16 protein-coding genes and 1 pseudogene are annotated in these 18,415 nt (G+C 63.6%); 13 read left to right on the top strand and 4 right to left on the bottom strand.

The features are described from left to right. The first annotated feature begins 35 nt into the window (after nucleotides 1-35). The 11 genes and pseudogenes from LQ771_RS08470 (at nucleotide 36) to LQ771_RS08420 (ending at nucleotide 11,082) form a co-directional block, all read left to right on the top strand. Nucleotides 36-281, top strand: a complete 246-nt coding sequence (locus LQ771_RS08470; RefSeq protein ID WP_231348976.1) for a type II toxin-antitoxin system Phd/YefM family antitoxin — start codon at nucleotides 36-38, stop codon at nucleotides 279-281. After that, the gene (locus LQ771_RS08465; RefSeq protein ID WP_231348975.1) at nucleotides 271-555 is read left to right on the top strand and encodes a type II toxin-antitoxin system RelE family toxin; all 285 of its coding nucleotides are present in this window, start codon (nucleotides 271-273) and stop codon (nucleotides 553-555) included. The genes LQ771_RS08470 and LQ771_RS08465 overlap by 11 nt, the downstream gene beginning before the upstream one ends. An 82-nt stretch (nucleotides 556-637) precedes the next feature. Further along, nucleotides 638-3,736 carry a type I restriction endonuclease subunit R gene (locus LQ771_RS08460; RefSeq protein WP_231348974.1) on the top strand — a complete coding sequence of 1,033 codons (3,099 nt, stop codon included), beginning with the start codon at nucleotides 638-640 and terminating at the stop codon, nucleotides 3,734-3,736. Between the two features lie 75 nt (nucleotides 3,737-3,811). Further along, complete coding sequence (locus LQ771_RS08455) at nucleotides 3,812-4,084, top strand: YlcI/YnfO family protein (RefSeq protein ID WP_231348973.1); 273 nt, start codon at nucleotides 3,812-3,814, stop codon at nucleotides 4,082-4,084. After that, on the top strand, nucleotides 4,081-4,380 hold the full coding sequence (locus tag LQ771_RS08450; protein ID WP_231348972.1) for a type II toxin-antitoxin system RelE/ParE family toxin: 300 nt from the start codon (nucleotides 4,081-4,083) through the stop codon (nucleotides 4,378-4,380). The genes LQ771_RS08455 and LQ771_RS08450 overlap by 4 nt, the downstream gene beginning before the upstream one ends. Nucleotides 4,381-4,414: 34 nt before the next feature. Next, the gene (locus LQ771_RS08445) at nucleotides 4,415-6,061 is read left to right on the top strand and encodes an HsdM family class I SAM-dependent methyltransferase (RefSeq protein ID WP_231348971.1); all 1,647 of its coding nucleotides are present in this window, start codon (nucleotides 4,415-4,417) and stop codon (nucleotides 6,059-6,061) included. Nucleotides 6,062-6,095: 34 nt separating this feature from the next. After that, on the top strand, nucleotides 6,096-7,325 hold the full coding sequence (locus LQ771_RS08440; RefSeq protein ID WP_231348970.1) for a restriction endonuclease subunit S: 1,230 nt from the start codon (nucleotides 6,096-6,098) through the stop codon (nucleotides 7,323-7,325). Then, nucleotides 7,322-7,906 carry a DUF6933 domain-containing protein gene (locus tag LQ771_RS08435; RefSeq protein WP_231348969.1) on the top strand — a complete coding sequence of 195 codons (585 nt, stop codon included), beginning with the start codon at nucleotides 7,322-7,324 and terminating at the stop codon, nucleotides 7,904-7,906. Before LQ771_RS08440 ends, LQ771_RS08435 begins: the two co-directional genes overlap by 4 nt. Nucleotides 7,907-8,344: 438 nt before the next feature. Further along, nucleotides 8,345-9,501 (top strand): IS3 family transposase gene (locus LQ771_RS08430; RefSeq protein WP_100224864.1). Its coding sequence is split into 2 segments (ribosomal slippage): nucleotides 8,345-8,594 and nucleotides 8,594-9,501, totalling 1,158 coding nucleotides; the frame shifts between segments, so codons are not numbered across the junction. A 16-nt stretch (nucleotides 9,502-9,517) separates the two neighbouring features. After that, nucleotides 9,518-9,733: pseudogene (locus tag LQ771_RS08425) on the top strand (HNH endonuclease); the annotation flags it as partial. A 125-nt stretch (nucleotides 9,734-9,858) separates the two neighbouring features. Then, complete coding sequence (locus LQ771_RS08420) at nucleotides 9,859-11,082, top strand: hypothetical protein (protein WP_231348967.1); 1,224 nt, start codon at nucleotides 9,859-9,861, stop codon at nucleotides 11,080-11,082. Nucleotides 11,083-11,366: 284 nt separating this feature from the next. Here LQ771_RS08420 and LQ771_RS08415 read toward each other — a convergent pair whose 3' ends face one another. The 4 genes from LQ771_RS08415 to LQ771_RS08400 all read right to left on the bottom strand — a co-directional run bounded on the left by LQ771_RS08415 (nucleotide 11,367) and on the right by LQ771_RS08400 (nucleotide 16,624). Then, a complete protein-coding gene (locus LQ771_RS08415; protein WP_231348966.1) occupies nucleotides 11,367-12,290 on the bottom strand; it encodes a DUF5996 family protein in 924 nt (307 codons plus the stop codon). A 222-nt stretch (nucleotides 12,291-12,512) separates the two neighbouring features. Then, on the bottom strand, nucleotides 12,513-13,277 hold the full coding sequence (locus LQ771_RS08410) for a COG4705 family protein (RefSeq protein WP_231348965.1): 765 nt from the start codon (nucleotides 13,275-13,277) through the stop codon (nucleotides 12,513-12,515). Between the two features lie 333 nt (nucleotides 13,278-13,610). After that, the gene (locus tag LQ771_RS08405; protein WP_231348964.1) at nucleotides 13,611-14,468 is read right to left on the bottom strand and encodes a PA4780 family RIO1-like protein kinase; all 858 of its coding nucleotides are present in this window, start codon (nucleotides 14,466-14,468) and stop codon (nucleotides 13,611-13,613) included. Nucleotides 14,469-14,797: 329 nt separating this feature from the next. Then, nucleotides 14,798-16,624 (bottom strand): hypothetical protein, encoded by a 1,827-nt coding sequence (locus LQ771_RS08400; RefSeq protein ID WP_231348963.1) that lies wholly within the window; start codon nucleotides 16,622-16,624, stop codon nucleotides 14,798-14,800. A gap of 533 nt (nucleotides 16,625-17,157) precedes the next feature. On the opposite strand from LQ771_RS08400, the gene LQ771_RS08395 reads away from it, so the two are divergent. Both LQ771_RS08395 and LQ771_RS08390 read left to right on the top strand, forming a co-directional pair. Continuing rightward, nucleotides 17,158-17,751, top strand: a complete 594-nt coding sequence (locus LQ771_RS08395; protein ID WP_231348962.1) for a nuclear transport factor 2 family protein — start codon at nucleotides 17,158-17,160, stop codon at nucleotides 17,749-17,751. 118 nt (nucleotides 17,752-17,869) lie between these two features. Next, nucleotides 17,870-18,220, top strand: coding sequence for a DUF2200 domain-containing protein (locus tag LQ771_RS08390; protein ID WP_231348961.1), 351 nt, complete (start codon nucleotides 17,870-17,872; stop codon nucleotides 18,218-18,220). Nucleotides 18,221-18,415: the final 195 nt, after the last annotated feature.

Here is an 18,415-nt window from a genome sequence, read left to right as displayed (position 1 = left end):
GCGTGCCATATTCGTCTCCGAATTTGGAGACGAATATGGAAGCCATCCTGGCCGGCGCCAGCATCAGCATCACCGAGCTCAAGCGCAACCCCAGCGCCGTGATCGAGGCGGCCGACGGCGAGTCGGTCGCCGTGCTGGTGCACAACAAGCCCAGCGCCTACCTGGTGCCCGCGGAAACCTACAAGCGTCTGCTCGATCGTCTGGAAGACCTGGAGCTCGCCGAGCTGGTGCGCCAGCGCAAGGGCGAGCGCCGGGTCAAGGTCAAGCTCGATGACCTATAGCCTGGAGTTCGTCGAGTCCGCGCTCAAGGAATGGCGCAAGCTTTCGCCCGACATCCGCGCGCAACTGAAGAAAAAGCTGGCCGAGCGGCTGGAGCATCCCCACGTGCCCGCCGCCCGGCTGCATGGCATGCCCGACTGCTTCAAGATCAAGCTGCGCGCCTCTGGCTACCGGCTGGTGTACCAGGTGCACGACAAGGTGCTGGTGGTGACCGTGGTGGCCGTAGGGAAACGGGAGAAGGGGTTGACCTATCTTGCGGCGAAGAAACGCGTGTAAGGTCATCTCTGTCGTGACAGGCAAATCACGCCGCTTACGACAAAGCGATCTGCAGGAAGACCGCGGCTAACAGGGGCGTTAGATGAGTGCAGGCAAGTTCAACGAGGACTCCCGGGTCAAGATACCCGCCTTGCTCCATCTCGCCCGACTCGGCTACGACTATCTGTCCCTGAAACAGGCGCACTGGGACCCGCGCACCAACATCTTCCCCGAGCTCTTCGAGGCCGCGCTCCTGCGGATCAACCCCGACCTGCGGCGCGAGGACATTCCGCCGCTGCTCGACGAGATCCGGCTCGACCTGCAGCACGAGGACCTTGGCAAAGCGTTCCACAAGCGCCTGGTGGCGCGCGCTGGCCTGCGCCTGATCGACTTCGAGAACGCGGGTAACAACAGTTACCACGCCGTCACCGAGCTGCCCTTCGAGAACGGCGAAGACAGCTTCCGGCCGGACATCACGCTGCTGGTCAACGGCTTGCCGTTGGCGATCATCGAGGTAAAGAAGCGCATGAATCCCGGCGGAGTGCTCGAAGAGCGCCGTCGCATGGACCGACGTCATGCGAATCGCAAGTTCCGGCACTTCTTCAACCTGATCCAGTTGCAGGTGTTCTCCAACAACATGGAGTACGACGAGGCGGCGATCGACCCGGTGCAGGGCGCGTTCTATGCCGCCTCCACCTACGGCGAGGCGCACTTCAACTACTTCCGCGAGGAGCGCCAGTCCGAACTGGCGGGTGCCCTTGGGGTGCTGTCCGAAGGAAACGAGGACGCCGTCCTCACCGATACCAACCTGGCCAGCATCAAGGGCACACCGGAATTCGAGCGGAACAAGGCGCCCGACACGCCGACCCACCGGCTGCTCACCTCACTTTTCAGCCGGCAACGTCTGGCCTTCCTCCTGCAATACGCTTTTGCGTGGCTGGATGAGGAAGAGGGCGTCCAGAAGCACGTCATGCGTTACCCGCAGCTGTTCGCCACGCTGGCCATCCGTGATCGCCTGGCGGCTGGCGTGCGGAAAGGCATCATCTGGCACACCCAGGGCAGCGGCAAAACCGCGCTGGCCTATTACAACGTCCGCTTCCTCACCGACTGGTTCCAGCGGCGCGGGCAGGTGCCGCGCTTCTACTTCATCGTCGACCGCCTCGACCTGCTCAGGCAGGCCCGCGACGAGTTCCGGCTGCGCGGTCTCACCGTGCACGTGATCGACAGCCGTGACGCTTTCGCGCGCGACATCAAACGGAGCGGCGCTGCCCGCAACGACCGTGGCGCCGCCGAAATCACCGTGGTCAACATCCAGAAGTTCAAGGACGACCCGGACGTTGCCGCCGAAAGCGACTACAACCTCGCCGTGCAACGCGTGTACTTCCTCGACGAGGTGCACCGCAGCTACAACCCCCGGGGCAGCTTCCTCGCCAACCTGGAGCAGTCCGACCGCATCGCGATCAAGATCGGCCTAACCGGCACCCCGCTGATCGGCGAGCAGCTGCAGTCGAAGACGCTGTTCGGCGACTACATCCACAAGTACTACTACAACGCCTCCATTGCTGACGGCTACACGCTGCGCCTGATCCGCGAGGAGATCGCCACCCGCTACAGGATGCAGCTGCAACAGGCCCTGGCCGATATCGAGGTGCAACAGGGCGGCATCGACCGCAAGGCGCTCTACGCCCACCCGCGTTTCGTCGGCGCCATGCTCGATTACATCCTGGGCGACTTCGAGCGCTCCCGCATCGCCTTTGGCGACGACAGCATCGGCGGCATGGTGATCTGCGACAGTGCCGAGCAGGCGCGCGAGCTGCATGGGCAGTTCGAACGGCTCATGGCTCATCGTGCGCCGGTCACCGTCGCCGAGCCCGCCAATGATGCCGACTACCGCCCGCGCCGCGTCGCCGACGATGCCGCGGCCTACGCGGGCACGCCGCTCAGTGCCTCACTGATCCTGCACGATGAGGGTGACAAGCAGTGGCGCGAGGACCAGGTCAAGGCCTACAAGAAGGGCCGTATCGACCTGCTGTTCGTCTACAACATGCTGCTGACCGGCTTCGACGCCCCCCGGCTCAAGAAGCTCTACTTCGGCCGGGTCATCCGCAACCACAACCTGTTGCAGGCGCTCACCCGGGTCAACCGCCGCTACCGAGGTTTCCGCTACGGCTACGTGGTCGACTTTGCCGACATCCAGCGCGAGTTCGACCAGGCCAACCGGGACTACTACGACGAGCTCACCGCCGAACTGGGCGACGAGATCACGCACTACAGCAACTTGTTCAAGACCGAGGCGGAGATTCGCGCGGACGTCGAGGCGATCCGCGAGGCGCTGTTCGCCTTTTCGCTGGACGACGCCGAGCTGTTCTCCGAGCAGGTGGGCCAGATCCAGGATCGGGAGCAACTGCGGGCCATCGTCCGGGCGCTTGCGCTGGCGCGCGAGCTGTACAACCTGATCCGCCTGGGTGGTCATGACCAGCTTGCCGGCCTGCTCGACTTCCACAAGCTGCGCCAACTGCACGTCGAGGCACAGCACGCGCTCGCGGCACTGAACCTCAAGCACCAGCTGGAGCACGCACAGGACACTGCCGGCCTGCTCAACCAGGCGCTGGAGGATGTCGTCTTCAGGTTCGAGAAGGTCGGCGAGGCCGAGCTCAAGCTGGCCGACGAACTCAAGGACATCCTGCGTCGCACCCGCGAGACGCTCGCGGCCACGGACGATCCGCAAGACCCGGCCTGGATCAGTCTCAAGGACGAGCTCGAGCGCCTGTTCAAGGCCAAAAAGCTCAGCGAAGTGAGCCAGCAGGAGATGCAGGCCAACATCGAGACGCTCCGCAGCATCGAGCGGCACGCCCGCGAGCTCAACCAGGCCAATGCCAACCTGGCGGCACGTTACGGCGGCGACGCCAAGCTGATGCGCGTGCACAAGCGCCTGCTGGACATGCCCCGCCTGGGTACCAGCCAGACCCGGCTGCACGCCGCCCTCCATGCCGCCAAGCAGGCCGCCGACCGTGCCGTGCTCGCCAACCGCGAGCTGCTCGGCACGCCGGACTATTTCGAAAAGCAGCTCATGCCGATCATCGTGCGCTCGTTCCGGGAGGCCCAGCCGCCCGGTCCGGACGCCGACACCTGCCGCCTGATCCACCGGCTGCTGGCCAGCGAATACCTCAACGAATCGCAGGGACGACTGCCGTTCCGCTGAGCCGATCTGGAACTGGCCGCATCGACCGGCGCATGCTAACGTGCATTGCAAATGCGACGCACGAGGATTCTGCCCATGAAAACCGCCAACATGCCCTCCCTGCGCGTTGACCCGGCGTTGCGCGAAGCCGCCGAAGCCGTGCTCCGCGAGGGCGAGAGCCTGTCCAGCTTCATGGAGCAATCGGTGCGCGACGAGGTGAACCGGCGCCGGAGCCAGGCCGAGTTCATCGCCCGCGGCCTGGCGGCGCGGGAAGAGGCCGCGCGCACCGGCGTGTACTACACCGTCGACGAGGTCATGGGCTCGTTACGCAACATGCTGAAAGACGCCAAGGCGAAGAAGCGCTCGTGAGCCACCAGCTCCGGTTTGCCGAGGCCGCGCTGCGGGATATCGAAAGGCTCTACCGGTTTCTCGCCGACCAGGACATACCGGCCGCCGAGGCAGCCCTCGATGCGCTCGACAAGGGCTGGGGTCTGCTGAGCCGCTTTCCGTTCTCCGCCCGTAAGGCCGACCCGGCCAACCCCTTTTTGCGCGAACTGCTCATCCCCTTCGGCGGGGCCGGCTACGTCGCCCTGTTCGAGATCACCGACAGCACCATCGTCACCATCCTCGCCGTGCGCCACCAGCGCGAAGACGACTACCACTGAGCGGCAGCACCCGCCCATCACCACACAGAAAGACATGACCTCCAGCTACCAGCAACAGACCCGCGACCTGATCGACGGCCTCAAGGCCGTGTGTGCCCAGAACGGCCTGGGCAACGACGGCAACGAATACAAGATCATCGTGCAGACCTTTCTCTACAAGCTGCTTAGCGACAAGTTCGCCTATGAGATGAAGCGGCTTGAACCTAGGCTGGCTAGCGCCAGCGACTGGATCGCCGCCTGGCAAGCCATGCCCGCCGCCGAGCGCGACATGCTTGGTCTGCAGCTGGATGCAGACGTGCCGCGACTCACGGCAGCACAACTCCTCCCCAGCCTGTTCAACCGCCAGAGTGAGCACGGCTTCGCCAAGCTGTTCGATGACACGCTGATCGCCATCGCCGTGGCAAACAACGACATCTTCGCGGTGCATACAGAGGGGAACGAGACGGAGCCTCTATTTGAACGCCTGATCGAGAGAAACGTCCGGGGAGGCGATGAAAAGCGTGACGGTTTTGTGCGCGCGATGTTCAACAAGCTGGTCGGCGTTAGCTTCGAGCACCTGTTCGAGCAAAAGTACGACTTCTATGCGGCCCTGTTCGAGTACCTGATCAAGGACTACAACAAGGACAATGGCGGTAAATACGCCGAGTACTACACACCCCACGCGGTGGCGACCATCATGGCCGACATCCTGGTGCCGCCGGACCAGCGGGGCAGGGTGAAGGACGTCACCTGCTACGACCCGGCCTCTGGCTCCGGCACCTTGCTGATGGCTCTGGCCCATGCGATCGGTGAGCAGAATTGCAGTATTTTTTCGCAGGACATCTCACAGAAATCCTCCAGCCTGTTACGTCTGAACCTCGTGCTCAACAAGCTGGTGCACTCCATCCCGCACATCACCCAGGGCAACACCATCCTGCATCCGGTGCACCGCGACCCGGTCTCGCCCAGCCGGCTGCGCCAGTTCGACTACATCGTGTCCAATCCGCCGTTCAAGATGGACTTCTCCGACTTCCGCGACGACCTGGACACCGACGCCAACGCGGCACGGTTCTTCGCCGGCATCCCCAAGGTGCCAAACAAGGCGAAGGACAAGATGGCGATCTACCTCCTGTTCATCCAGCACATCATCGCCAGCCTCAAGCCCGGCGGCAAAGCGGCCATTGTGGTGCCGACCGGCTTTATCACGGCGGCGAACGGAATCGAGCTGAAGATCCGCCAGAAGCTGGTGGACGAGAAGCTGATCGCCGGCGTGGTGTCCATGCCCAGCAACATCTTCGCCACCACCGGCACCAACGTGTCGATCCTGTTCCTGGACGCTAGCCAGCGCGAGCAGGTGGTGCTGATCGACGCCTCCGCGCTCGGCGAGAAGGTGAAGGAGGGCAAGAACCAGAAGACCCTGCTCAGCCATGCCGAGGAACAGCGGATCGTGGAGACCTTCAACGCCCGCGAGGCGGTGGAGGATTTTTCGGTGGTGGTGGGGTATGAGGAGATTGCGGGGAAGAATTATTCGCTGAGCGCGGGGCAGTATTTCGACGTAAAGATTGAGTACGTGGACATCACGCCGGAGCAATTTACCGAGAGAGTCAATGGCTATAGCCAAAGGCTGCAAGATCTCTTTGCTGAATCGCGAGACTTGGAGCAAGCCATAGGCGAGAAGCTGCAGGGGTTGATCTGTGGCTAAGCTCAGACCGCAGTCGTTCTCAGAACTCTATGAGATGAGCTCAGGCATCTCCACCAGTGCCGCGCAGGCTGGTCACGGCGCGCCATTCCTGTCCTTTTCCACGGTCTTCAACCACTACTTCGTGCCCGACGTCCTTCCTGATCGGATGGACACCTCAGAATCCGAGCAAAGCAGGTACTCAATCCGAGCGGGTGACGTATTCCTGACCCGGACGAGTGAGACAGTCGACGAGCTCGGCATGAGCTGCGTGGCACTCAAGGACTTTCCGCAAGCCACCTACAGCGGCTTCCTCAAGAGGCTTAGGCCTAAAGCGCCGGGGCTTACAGACCCCAAGTTCATGGCCTTCTATCTGAGAAGTCCACTGTTTCGCAAAACCATGACCAACAACGCGGTCATGGTGCTGAGGGCGAGCCTCAACGAAAATATCTTTTCATATCTTGATCTGCTACTTCCAGATTTGGATACGCAGGCCAGCATTGGCGAGTTCCTGCACTTGTTGATGTCCATGATCGACCTCAACAACCGCATCAACGCCGAGCTGGAGGCGCTGGCAAAGACGATCTACGACTACTGGTTCGTGCAGTTCGACTTCCCCGATGCCCAGGGCCGCCCCTACAAGTCCAGCGGCGGCGCGATGGTCTGGAACGGCACCCTCAAGCGGGAGATCCCGGCGGGGTGGGACGCAGGCTCGCTGGAGGCGCTCGGAAAGATCGCAGGCGGAAGCACGCCTTCCACAGCGGAGGCCGCTAACTTCGGGCAAGGCATGATCCCGTGGATAACGCCCAAGGACCTATCGAACAACAAGGGGAACAAATTCATAGCGCGGGGCGAAACCGACGTGTCCGAGGCGGGCATGCGCGCGGCCTCGTTGACGTTGTACCCGGCAGGCACGGTGCTTATGAGCTCCCGCGCGCCAGTCGGCTATCTGGCCATTGCCTTGAATCCGGTGACGACAAACCAGGGGTTCAAGTCGTTCGTGCCATCCAAGGGCTATGGCACATCGTTCGTCTACTACGCGGTCAAGCGAGCGTTGCCCACGATCATCCAGCATGCGTCCGGTTCCACCTTCGTGGAGATCTCCGGTGGCGTGCTTAAGTCCGTGCATGCCGTTCTCCCGGACAAGGCTGTAACAAGTGCTTTTTGCAGCGCGATTGAGCCGATCGTGCAGCGCCAGAAACTGGCGGAGTTGGAGAATGTTGAACTCACCCAACTCCGCGACTGGCTCCTCCCCCTGCTGATGAACGGCCAGGTGCGCGTGGCATGACCGTCTTGCGTTGCACCGCCAAGCTGCTCAAGCGCCTGAAGCAACCGGCCAAGCCACCGGAGCCCGCGCCGCAGGCCAACCCGCTGGGCGAGTGGTATGCGGATATCGACTTCTGGCACCGCCAGCCGTTCGTGGTGATGCTCAATGCGGCCACCGGCGCGGTGCTGATGCTGTCTGGCAACGCCGCCGGCCTGCGCCGATGCCATGAGCGCGCGCTGCTGCAGTTCGCCTCGCTGTGCGAGCTGTACGGCCTGCACGGCCCGGCAGTGGACGCCGAGCTGCACGGCTTCCACGCCGGATTCGCCTTCGCCGCCACTCGCGACCGCAGCCTGCTGTCCTCCCTCAACCAGCGCAAGTTCGAGTGCTGGATGGCCCTGGAACACACCGACCGCACGCCAGCCTCGGTGGCTGCCCAGGACTGGAACGGACTGTTCAAGCATCCCGCCCTGGGCCGCAACCAGCGTCACGGCATGGAATATCACCGCCCGCTTGACCTGCTGCGCCAGCACCTGCTGCCCTCGGCGCAGCTCGTTCCCTTTCCGGGCACGCACCCGGATGGCCTCGGCGAGGCACCCGCGTGACGGGAAGGTATGTGTTCAACTGTTGGGTCAGCGGGCCCTTATGCGCACCCCATGGATCCGATAACGCATTGAGGAGCAAGAGATGGATGCTCGATTGAATGAGGAATTCACCGCCTACCTGAGAAGCGCGGTGCGCGAGGCGGAGAAACTCAAGTACGTACCGAGTCGCTTCAAAGGCATGCTGGAGGCCGACGGCGGTTTCGAGACCGTCAAGCGGATTCTGGCCAGTGGGGTGCCATCAGACGGCTTCGTGAAACTCTGGGAGCTCGGGCATCTGGAGCTTACCTGCGAGGCAATCATCGTCGAGACCAAGTGGCGTCAGTACTTCGACGAGGATCTCCTTCGACGCGCAGAGCGACTCCTGCGGGACATGAAGGGGTTCTACCCCGATTCTGCGGACACTTTCACTAAGGCTCATACTGGGCCAAAGGAGTGTCCATGTCGAAGCGCAAGCGTTACAGCCCCGAGTACAAGCGGGAGCTCGTCGAGCTGGTCCGGCGATCGAAGTCGAGTTGCCGCCAGATCGCCCTGGAGGTCGGGGTCAACCCCAACATGCTCACCCGTTGGGTGCGCGAGGCGGAGAGCGAGGGGGGCAAGGCGTTCCCCGGCGGCGGCACGCCTCGCGACGAGGAGCTGGCTCGCCTCAAGCGCGAGCTAGCACGAGTCACGAAGGAACGAGATTTTTTAAAAGACGCGGCAGCGTACTTCGCGAAGCAATCACCGAACGGTACGCGGTGATTGAGCGCTGCCGCAGCGACTATCCCGTCGGGATGATGTGCCGCTGCCTGGAAGTTTCAACCAGTGGTTTCTACGCCTGGGCCGGGCGCAAGCCGGGGCCACGGGCACAGGCGAATGCGCGCCTGCTGGAGCGCATTCGGGAGATCCATGAGGACAGCAAGGGCGTGATCGGCGCCCCTCGCATGCACGAGGACCTCGGCGACGAGGGCGAGCACGTCAGCCTCAACCGGGTGGCGCGGTTGATGGCCGGCGAGGGTCTGCAAGGTTGGCCACGACGCAGGAAGCGCCGGTTCGGCGGCAAGCCGGGCTCTCGCCCGGTCGGCGTCATCAACCGGCTCGAACGCGACTTCAATGCAAATGAACCGGAAACCAAGTGGGTCACCGATATCACCGAGGTCGTGACCCAGGAAGGCAAGCTTTATGTGTGCGTGGTGGTCGATCTTTACAGCAAGCTCGTGGTCGGCTGGTCGATGCACCACCGCCAGGATCGCCACATGGTCGTGCGGGCGGTCCAGATGGCCGTGTGGCAGCGGGAGGGAAGTTCGGAGCTCATCCTGCACTCCGATCGGGGTGGCCAGTTCATCAGCGGTACGTACCAGAAGTTCCTGGGCGGCAACGCTCTGGTCTGCAGCATGAGCGACGTCGGACACTGCGCCGACAACGCGGCGTGCGAAGGCTTTTTCGGTGTGCTCAAACGCGAGCGGGTGTACCGACGCAGCTACCGGACGAGGAACGAGGCGCGTGCTGACCTGTTCGATTACCTCGAGCGGTTCCACAACCCGCGCATGCGTCGTAGAGTCGCCAGGCGGGACCGGGAGTTTTCAGCCTTAATCAAACCGTCCGTGGAAACGGGGTAGAACCCAACGGCTTGATTCAAACAATGGCCTCATGCTGTCGGCCAACCTCGACGCACTTTTCGACGTCGGGCTGATCAGCTTCGGGGATGACGGCACGATGATGGTCGCCGATGTGCTCACCCAGCCGGAGCGAGTCGCGCTTTCCATACCGTCCAGCTTGACGCGGAAGCCGAATGCGAAGCTGAAGGGGTACCTGCAGTTTCACCGCGAACACGTGTTCCAAGGACGCTGAAGCGACCCTGCAACATCGAGGCGAGGAAAGTGGGTGTCAGGTGCTTATCATGCCGTTGATTGCGAAACCGACTTCATTCTTTCCGATCCCGTACCGGAAGCTGATCCCGCTTTCTGGAGGAAGCCGTGGCAGATGATCCGTATGCAACTCCCATTCTCATCGGGGCGGCCGGGGCTTCGCGGCTAGCGCGGCTGCCGCTGGGTGGAGGTGGTGATTACGACGAGCTGTTCATTCAGGAGCTTGTTTTTGAGCATCCCGAGACCCTTCCAGTGGCCGAGATTGATCGCGCCTATGAAGGCTTGATCCCGGTCTGTACGGAGCTCAACACGCAAGCAGGACCCTTGGATGTGCTGTACGTGACCCCCAAGGGGCGCTTGGTTGTCGTTGAGGCGAAGCTTTGGCGCAACCCTGAGGCGCGAAGGAAGGTGGTCGGGCAGATCCTGGACTACGCAAAGGAGCTTTCCCGCTGGGACTACGAAGACTTACAGCGCGAAGTATCCCGTGCCACCAAACGCACCGGAAATGTGCTGTACGAGCTGGTTCGCCAACGTGATCCGACGCTAGAAGAGGCGAGGTTCGTAGACGAGGTTTCACGATCTCTCAGGGAAGGTCACTTCCTCCTCCTCGTGGTGGGCGATGGCATCCGCGAAGGCGTCGCCGCTATCGCCGATTTCATGGAAAGATCCGGGCATTTGGCATTCACGTTTGGTCTCGTTGAGCTAGGCCTGTACAAAGCGGACGGTTTGGGCACCCTCGTCCAACCCCGTGTGCTTGCGAAGACCGTCGTAATCAAGAGAACTGTCGTCACTTTTCGCGACGGGCGCCTTGAGACGCAGGATGACGAATCAATGGATGAGGTTGAGCAAAGCGCGATGGTGGGAACACCGCCGTCGGATCTTGAGCGCTTCTACATGAAATTCTGGCCTGAGTTTCTCGGCAGCCTCGAACTAGACGATAAGTCTCAGCCTGTACCGAAGCCGACGGAGCGAAAAATAGCGAATGCCTTCTTTCCGATGCCGCCTGGGGGCGGTGGGCAGGCATGGGTAACAATGTACTTTTCCCAGCGATATCGAAGGGTAGGCGTGTTCCTGACCTTCCTGCGAGGGGCGCTCGCGGATGATCTTTACCAGAAGCTTCTTCGCCAGCAAGAGGATATCAATGCCCAACTCGGGATAGATGCGCATTGGGAGGCGAACGACGGCAAGTACGCGATAGGATCGTTCAAGCACTTCCCGGACTTGCTTGATCCAGCTAATCAGGAGGAGATCAAACTCTTCCTTAGTGACGCGATCAATCGATACGTCAATGTGTTCCGACCACGGCTGGAAAAGCTGGCTGAAGAACTGTAACGAAAGGCGCGGGGGCAGTCCCTAATAAAGGGAAATGGAATAAAGCTCCCGCACCAAAGCCAAACGAAGGGATGGGGTGAGCCGATGCCGCACTTTCGGACGGCTCATTCAGGCATCTTCTGGCTGTCTCTCAAGGGCCTGGGGTGAGCGATATCCAAGCCTGCTGTGAAGAGTGCACTTTCAAAATCGACGCTGACCCGGTTCATGCTACTGAGGCACGCCTCGCTTTCTCAAAACGCTGGGGCAAGAGTGCGAAAGGGCGTCAGGCTTATTTGTCCGTGTCGCTAAATCAACCTCTCTTTTTTGTCTTCCTGCCGCCGTTCGAGCGCAGCACGATCCCACTCACCCAGCTCGGCAGCCCGGTCCCACGTACTTTGCAGAAACGCCTGGAGCGTCCGTTCGGGCGAGGCGCTCTGCCGGACCGCCTCGTAGGGCAGGATGAACTCGCTCAGTTCCCGGTGGAAATACGCTTGAGGGGGTTGCACGGTCGCTTCGGCCAGCCCTGCCGGCTGTGGCACGGCGTAGGCGTAGAACGCCGCCTCCGGCAGTCGTGCGTCGCCGGGCCAGAAGCCGTGGCTGATCACTTCGTGGGAGTAGGCGTCGCGCTCGAACGCCGGACCAGTGCGCGGCGGCGCCTTGCGCCCGGAGAACCGCGTCACCGCCAGGTCGAAGCTGCCCCAGAAGAAATTGACCGGGCTGCTCTTGCCGGCGTAGTCGCTGCGCCACGAGGCGAACACGCGGTCGACCTGCACCAGGCTGCGCCAGAACCTCTGCGCCCAGGCGCCGGCGTAGCTCACTGTCCGGGTGTCGTCGTCCAGCCGTATCGGCGTGGGCATCTCGACGGTCACCGGCCAGATCCGCACCGCCAGGCCCATGTCCGCGAGTGCCTCCATCAGCGCCCGGTGGAACGCCCCGATGCTGCGCGATGCCAGCGGCAGCCGGCGGGTGGCGCCGCTGGTGCAGGCGATTTCCAGGGTGTGGTCGAGGAAGTCGAAGGCGAGCGTGAACGAGCGTGAGCCGTGCGGCAGCATGCCGGTAGACAGGCCGCGCGGGGTCACGTGCAGTGCTACGCCCCAGCAATGGTTGAGCGGCGGCGCCAGCGCGAGCGCCACCTTGCCTACCACCTGCGAATACAGATGCAGGGTCGCGTAGGTGTCCTGCCAAGCGGTGTATGGCAAGGATGGCCAGATCGGGTCGTGGTCCGTCATGCGACACCTCCGATGCCCGTTGCCAGTGGACGGGCGGAAGCGTGAGCGTAGGACGCCACCCGTTACGCCGGGCGCACGGGATCGTGACCAGGGTGACGGAGGTGGTTGAGGCTCCGATCCCGACTTGCAGCCCGCTGCCATCGTCGGCGGCTGGACCTTGGTCGTGGTGACAGGAAATGAATCTGGCCCCGTTGTTCGCCCGTTGTTCGACGTGGAATCAGCTCACTCGTGCACTGGAACCGAGGCCCTTGCCGGGCGGTGCGGAAACACGAGGACCAACAGCAGAATCGCCGCAAGCAGGACACCGGAAGCCATGTACCGGCTGAGCGCCAGCCCCCCTTGTCCCAGGGGCTTGTCGAGCAGGTCTCCGACCACCGCACCGAGCGGGCGGGTGAGGATGAAGGCGGCCCAGAACAGCAGCGTGTGTGAGATGCGCGTCCGGTAGTAGGCCAGCGCAATCAGGGCCAGGAGCGATCCAAACAGCACGGCGCCGCCGAGATAGCCCAGCCCCAGGCTGTCCGCCGTCCAGTCGCCGAGTGCGGTGCCGAGGGTCTGCGAAAACATGATCGTCACCCAGTAGAAGACTTCGCTCAGGGGCGATTGCACCGAGTGGACGGCGACCGTGCCGAGAGTCCTGTACCAGGTGAAAAGCGAGGCCAGCAGGAGCACCAGCAGGATGGCTGTGCCGCCCGGATATCCGATGCCCAGGGACCGGTCCGCGAAATCCGCGAGTGTCGTACCCACCGTGGTGGTGGCGATGATGGTGATCCAGTAGATCAGCGGGTGAAAGCGCTCGGCCCGGATCTGCACGGTCACCGCGATGACGAAGGCGAGCGCGAAGATCCCCGTGCTTACCAGGTAACCCAGGTTCATCGACATCGACAGGCTGTCGCCGCCGGTTTCGCCCAGCGTGGTGGCGAGCACCTTGATGATCCAGAACAGCAGGGTGACCTCGGGTACCTTGGTGGTAACGATTTTGCTCTCCACGTCTGCTCCATGGGCATTTCAAGGAGCACCATGCTAGGCGCGGGGCCTTAGACGAGGCTTACCGCGAGATCGGGGTTCTTTTTTCCTTGCAGTGGTGGATGGACCCTTCTGTTTGGCCGCTGCCCGCAGCAAGAACCGGGGCCTCAAAAACGGGGGGGCAGAGTGCAATTCGGCGTCGCTCTCGACCAGCCAGAGCCCCATTTCAGGAATCAAAGAGAACGGGTTGAGCCAGTTCCGCCTTCTCGGGCGGTCCAATCAGGCACCTCCGGTCCGTCTCTCCATGGCCTCGGGTGAGCGATCGCCAAGGGTGCTGTGCAGCCGTGTCGCCGCCGGTCAGTCTCCGCGTTCCGCGGCCTCGCGCCCTTGCTGGCGGATGATCGCCTCCTCGCGGGCGTCGATGATGGACTGCATCACGCTGTCGATGTCCACGTCGCTTTCGTCGAATTCGAAGCGACCGGTCAGTTCGCTGTCCGGGTGCAGCTCGCCCTGTTCGAACAGCGCCCACATTTCCTCGGCGTACCAGGTGTCGAGCAGCTCCGGCGCGAAGCGCGAGAGGCAGATGGTCAGGTTGCCCACGTCCCGTCGCAGCATGGTGCGTGCGGCGTTGTTGCCCGAGGCGCTGACCACCTGCGGCAGGTCGATGATCACCGGGCCGTCCGGCGCCACCAGCACGTTGTAGGGCGAGAGGTCGCCGTGGATCAGGCCGACGCAAAGCATGCGCACGACCTGGCGGATGAGGGTGCGGTGGTATTCGCGCGCGGTGTCCGGCGAGAGGTCCACTTCGCCCAGGCGCGGGGCCGATTCGCCGTCGGCGTCGGTCACCAGGTCCATCACCAGCACGCCGTTGAAGTAGCCGTGGGGCCGCGGCACGCGCACGCCGGCGTCGGCGAGCAGGTAGAGCGCGTCCACCTCGGCATTCTTCCAGGCGGCCTCCGCTTCCTTGCGCCCGAACTTGCTGGCCTTGCCGATCGCGCGTGCCTGGCGGCTGCCGCGGACCTTGCGACCCTCCTGGTACTGCACGCGCTGCTGGAAACTGCGCTGCGCCATGTCCTTGTAGACCTTCGCGCAGCGCACGTGCGGGCCTGAGCGAACCACGTAGACGGACGCCTCCTTGCCGCTCTTGAGCGGGCGCAGGACCGCGTCGATGACGCCATCGTCGATCAGCGCCTGCAGGCCGGTGGGAGTCTTCATGGGTCGAGGGTAACGGTCAGGGGGAACGGGCAAGTATGACCGGTTCGGCATGACTGCAGGCCGGATCCGGGCGGATCCCACCAGTTTTCGCCGGCTGCTCGCGCTCAAGAGCATCGGTGCGGATTCGATCGTCATGCAGGAAGCGGGGCCGGAATGGTTCGGAACCTGAAAGGCGTGGCCGCGGAGCGCCGCCGTGGCGCGCATCGCAGGCCTGCGATCCGCTGACGATGTGGATGTCCGGACAAGGAACAAGCGGGCGGAGCCGGCGCCCCGTCCGCTTGTTTGCCCTCCCTGGCCGTCATCCCTGACGCGCCTTCTCCGGAGGTTGGTCAGTGCCACCAGCCCAGGCTGTCGGGCGACCCGTCAGGGTGCGCGAACCAGCGCACCTGGTTGTGGCCGCCCGGGCAGCCGGCGCCGCGGCCGGTCGAAACCACCGCGCCTTCGCGGGCGACCACCGAGCCCTGGAAGCAGCTGCCGAAGTTGTCGCTGAAGAGGTGTTTGGCGACGCTTCCCCAGTGGGTGTCGGTGGAGGGGTTCTGCAGATGGGCGTCCCAGTTGTCGTAGGCGTGGGTGCGGCTTCCGGCGAAGGACTCGTCCAGGTGGGTGACGTAGTGGCCCTGGCCGGGCCGGTAATGGTCGGTGTCCACCAACCAGTGCTGCACTGCCTTCACGGTGCCCTTGCGCAGTGCGATGGCCCAGCCGTCTCCGATGTCCTGCGAAGTCGTTGCCATTTGATAGGTGTATGCGAGGGGATAGCTCACCTGCTCGACGTCCTTGCCGAGCAGGGTGGTGCCGGCCGTGCGGCGGCTGGTCCGGTTCGTCGTGCTTTGCAGGGAGACGACCTCCTCGTAGAACTTGTCCACCGGCTTGCCGTGGGATTGGTGCGGGCCCGTGAGATACATCGATTGGCTGTTGTCGAAGTCACTGGACTGCCGCACGGACGAGTCGATACGTCCCCTTGAGGTGTTCACGAACCCCCGGATTTCGAACTGGCGCGACTGCCGTGTGCGGATGGTTCCCTGCAGCCGCTTCTTCTGCGCATCGCGGGTGAGGGTGCTGGTGTAGGTCGGATCCCCCGGCCTGCCGGTCAGCGTGTTCTTGATGATGCCGCCGCTGACGAAGGTGCGGTTGCGATCCAGGTACAGCAGCAGGACTCCGGGCACGGAAACCACGTGGAGGCCGGCGGCATTGAACCCGCCCGAGAAGGGGCTCAGGTCGACCCGGTAGGGAATGATGTTCAGCATCTGCAGCGTGGGCGTCGGCACGTTCAGGGCGTTGCGCAGGTAGTTCACGCTCGGGTCTGCCGGCAGCAGCGGAAACACCGGCGCCACGCCGGCCGGTGTGCCGTCCACGTCCACGCGGATCTCGCGGAAGCCGCCGCCGCCACAGGCCGTTTCCTGCGGGAAGATCGAATTCTTGAGCTGATCGCCGGGCGCGAAGACGTCGATCAGGTCCGGGTTCGTGCCCAGGATCTCGTCCGGCAGGCACAGGTACCACCAGGGCTGCGCATTCTCCACGTCCAGGTAGGCGCGAACGATGTTGTGGGGCAGGCGTACCGGCGTGCTCCCATCCAGCCGGACCACGGCGTCGGGAACCCTGGGGGCGGGGGTCTGTGTCGTCGGCGGATAGAACAGCAGACGCGCGCTACCGGTGAAGGCGGAGCCCTGGCCACCCGGGTCGATGTTCTCCGAATCCTTCAGCGTCCAGTAGGACCCGGTATGTGGCGCCGTAAACAGCCGGCTGTAGTCGGTGAGGTCGCGCTCGGCGTGCCAGCTGGCGGGCAGGTCGTAGCGTGGGGCCGCCTGGTGGAACAGGCGGATGCCGCCCAGCGAGATGCCGATATCGTTGACGACGGTGTGACGCGAACTGCTCAGGTCCACCTGCAGTACGACCTTGGCCCACGGCGGCCGGCAGGCCGGTGGCGGCATGTAGGCGAAATGGTTGTCGGTGGTGTACTCGCCTTCGCCGGAAAACGGCTGGTTGTCCATGAGCTGCACCACGCAGGGTGTGCCGCTCGCAGGGTGTACGCGTGGATCGGGGGTGAGCACCTGTGTGGCGGCCGCGGCAGGCGGCGTGTGGCCGATCCCGGCCAGCGCAAGGGACAGGCACAGCGCGAGGAGTGTCCGGTGATGGTTCAGGAGAACGGGAGCGTTCATGGTCTTCACCCTCCAAGGTGATCCGGTGGGGGCGTCGACTACTAACGCCGCCGGACGCGCGGCGGGTTGATACCGATCAACGGCGGCGCACGTGTGGAGGAATCGCGGATAGGGCCGAGGCTCCCGCTCGGCGGGTGCAGGTCATCCAGGCAGGAGCTGGCCGCGGATGGGTTCGCCGATAAAAGGGAGGCCAACCAGGGGACGGAGGTAGCTGATCGAGCCCCTGGCGCCGGGAACTGAACCTGACCTCCTTCCTTGCCACTTCCTTGCCACGGACGTACCCCCTAACGTGACGGGAAAAAGGGCCGCGCCATCTTTCTTAGGTGAGGCTCTTCGCCACCCTGAGAAAAACAGGGCGCGGCCCATCGAAGCCAACGTCAGGCCATTGGCGCCGGCTGCCGGATCTGTGAGTCTGGGCGCTCGTCCCGCTCCCCGCGGATGACTGGTGGATGGTCTGCAGGTGCTTGCATGATGTGCACCGGCTGGAACATCGAGATCTACCCGAAGCGATACCCATACACGGAGAACGCCTCATGACCCCGGTTTCGTTCCGTACACTGCTTATGCCATGCGCACTGGCGCTCGCGGCCTCCCTGCCGCAGGCGGCCGCCGCCCAGACCGCGGCAGCCAGTGCGGCATCCGGTACTGCCGCAACGGAGACCCCCGCCACGCCGACCGCGCGCCCTGCGGACGTGGCGTCGATCGACGCGATCCTCAAAGCGGCCTATGACGTGATTTCCGGACCGAAGGGCCACCGTCGGGACTGGGATCGCCTGCGTTCGCTGTTCGCGCCGGGCGCGCGGCTGATACCCACGCACACCAGCAAGGACGGCGTCACTTCGGCGCGTGTGCTGAACGTGGACGAGTTCATCCGTTTTGCCAGCGACCCGGATCTGCAAAAGAACGGCTTTTTCGAGGACGAGCTGCACCGCACGGTGCAACGTTTCGGCAACATCGCCCAGGTGTTCAGCACCTACGAAACGCGCCACGAAGCGGCCGGCAAGCCTTTCCAGCGCGGCATCAACAGCATCCAGCTGCTGTTCGACGGCCACCGCTGGTGGATCATGACGATCTACTGGCAGGGCGAGCGGCCGGATCTGCGGATTCCGAAGCAGTACGGCGGTTGATGTTCCTTGCGCAACATCGGGCTCGGGTTCGCTTGCCCAGCGCCCGGATGGGGTCGGAGAAGGGCGACGATCTCGACATTTCCAGCGACGTCAGCAGCGCGGAGGTCGACCAGCAGCCATGCGCCAGGAAAAGGTATTCGCGATCAGGTGGGCCAGCCTGTATCCGATGTACGTGAAGAAGGTGGAGGCCAAGGGCCGCACGCGGGAGGAGCTGGACCAGGTCATCCGATGGCTGACCGGCTATACGGCGGCCGGCCTGCGCAAGCAGAACGAGAGCGACAACGACCTGGAAACCTTCTACGGCCAGGCGCCGAAGTTCAACCCGAACGCGGCGCTGGTCACCGGCGTGGTCTGCGGGGTGCGGGTGGAGGAGGTGGAGCATCCGCTGATGCGCAGGATCCGCCAGCTTGACAAGCTGGTGGACGAGTTGGCGAAGGGCAGGGCGATGGAGAAGATCCTGCGGCAGTGATGGCGGTGCAGCGTGCCCTTGCATAGAGTCCCCTTGATAGAGGGGGGCATGCGCGACCACCCGTCACGGCTGGACGCTGGAAGCTCAAGACGCCTCGACAGCCATGCCGTAGCTCATGCCTGCGAAGGCCTGCACCAGCGGCAGGTGGTCCTCATACAAATATGGGAGGGCAGCCCTGTTTTCCTTGCGAATAAG

Origin of the sequence: Frateuria soli (assembly GCF_021117385.1) — a bacterium.
GTDB classification, from domain to species: domain Bacteria; phylum Pseudomonadota; class Gammaproteobacteria; order Xanthomonadales; family Rhodanobacteraceae; genus Frateuria_A; species Frateuria_A soli.
The sequence above is the reverse complement of the archived record's forward strand: the minus strand, read 5'-3'. Positions and strand labels throughout refer to the sequence as shown.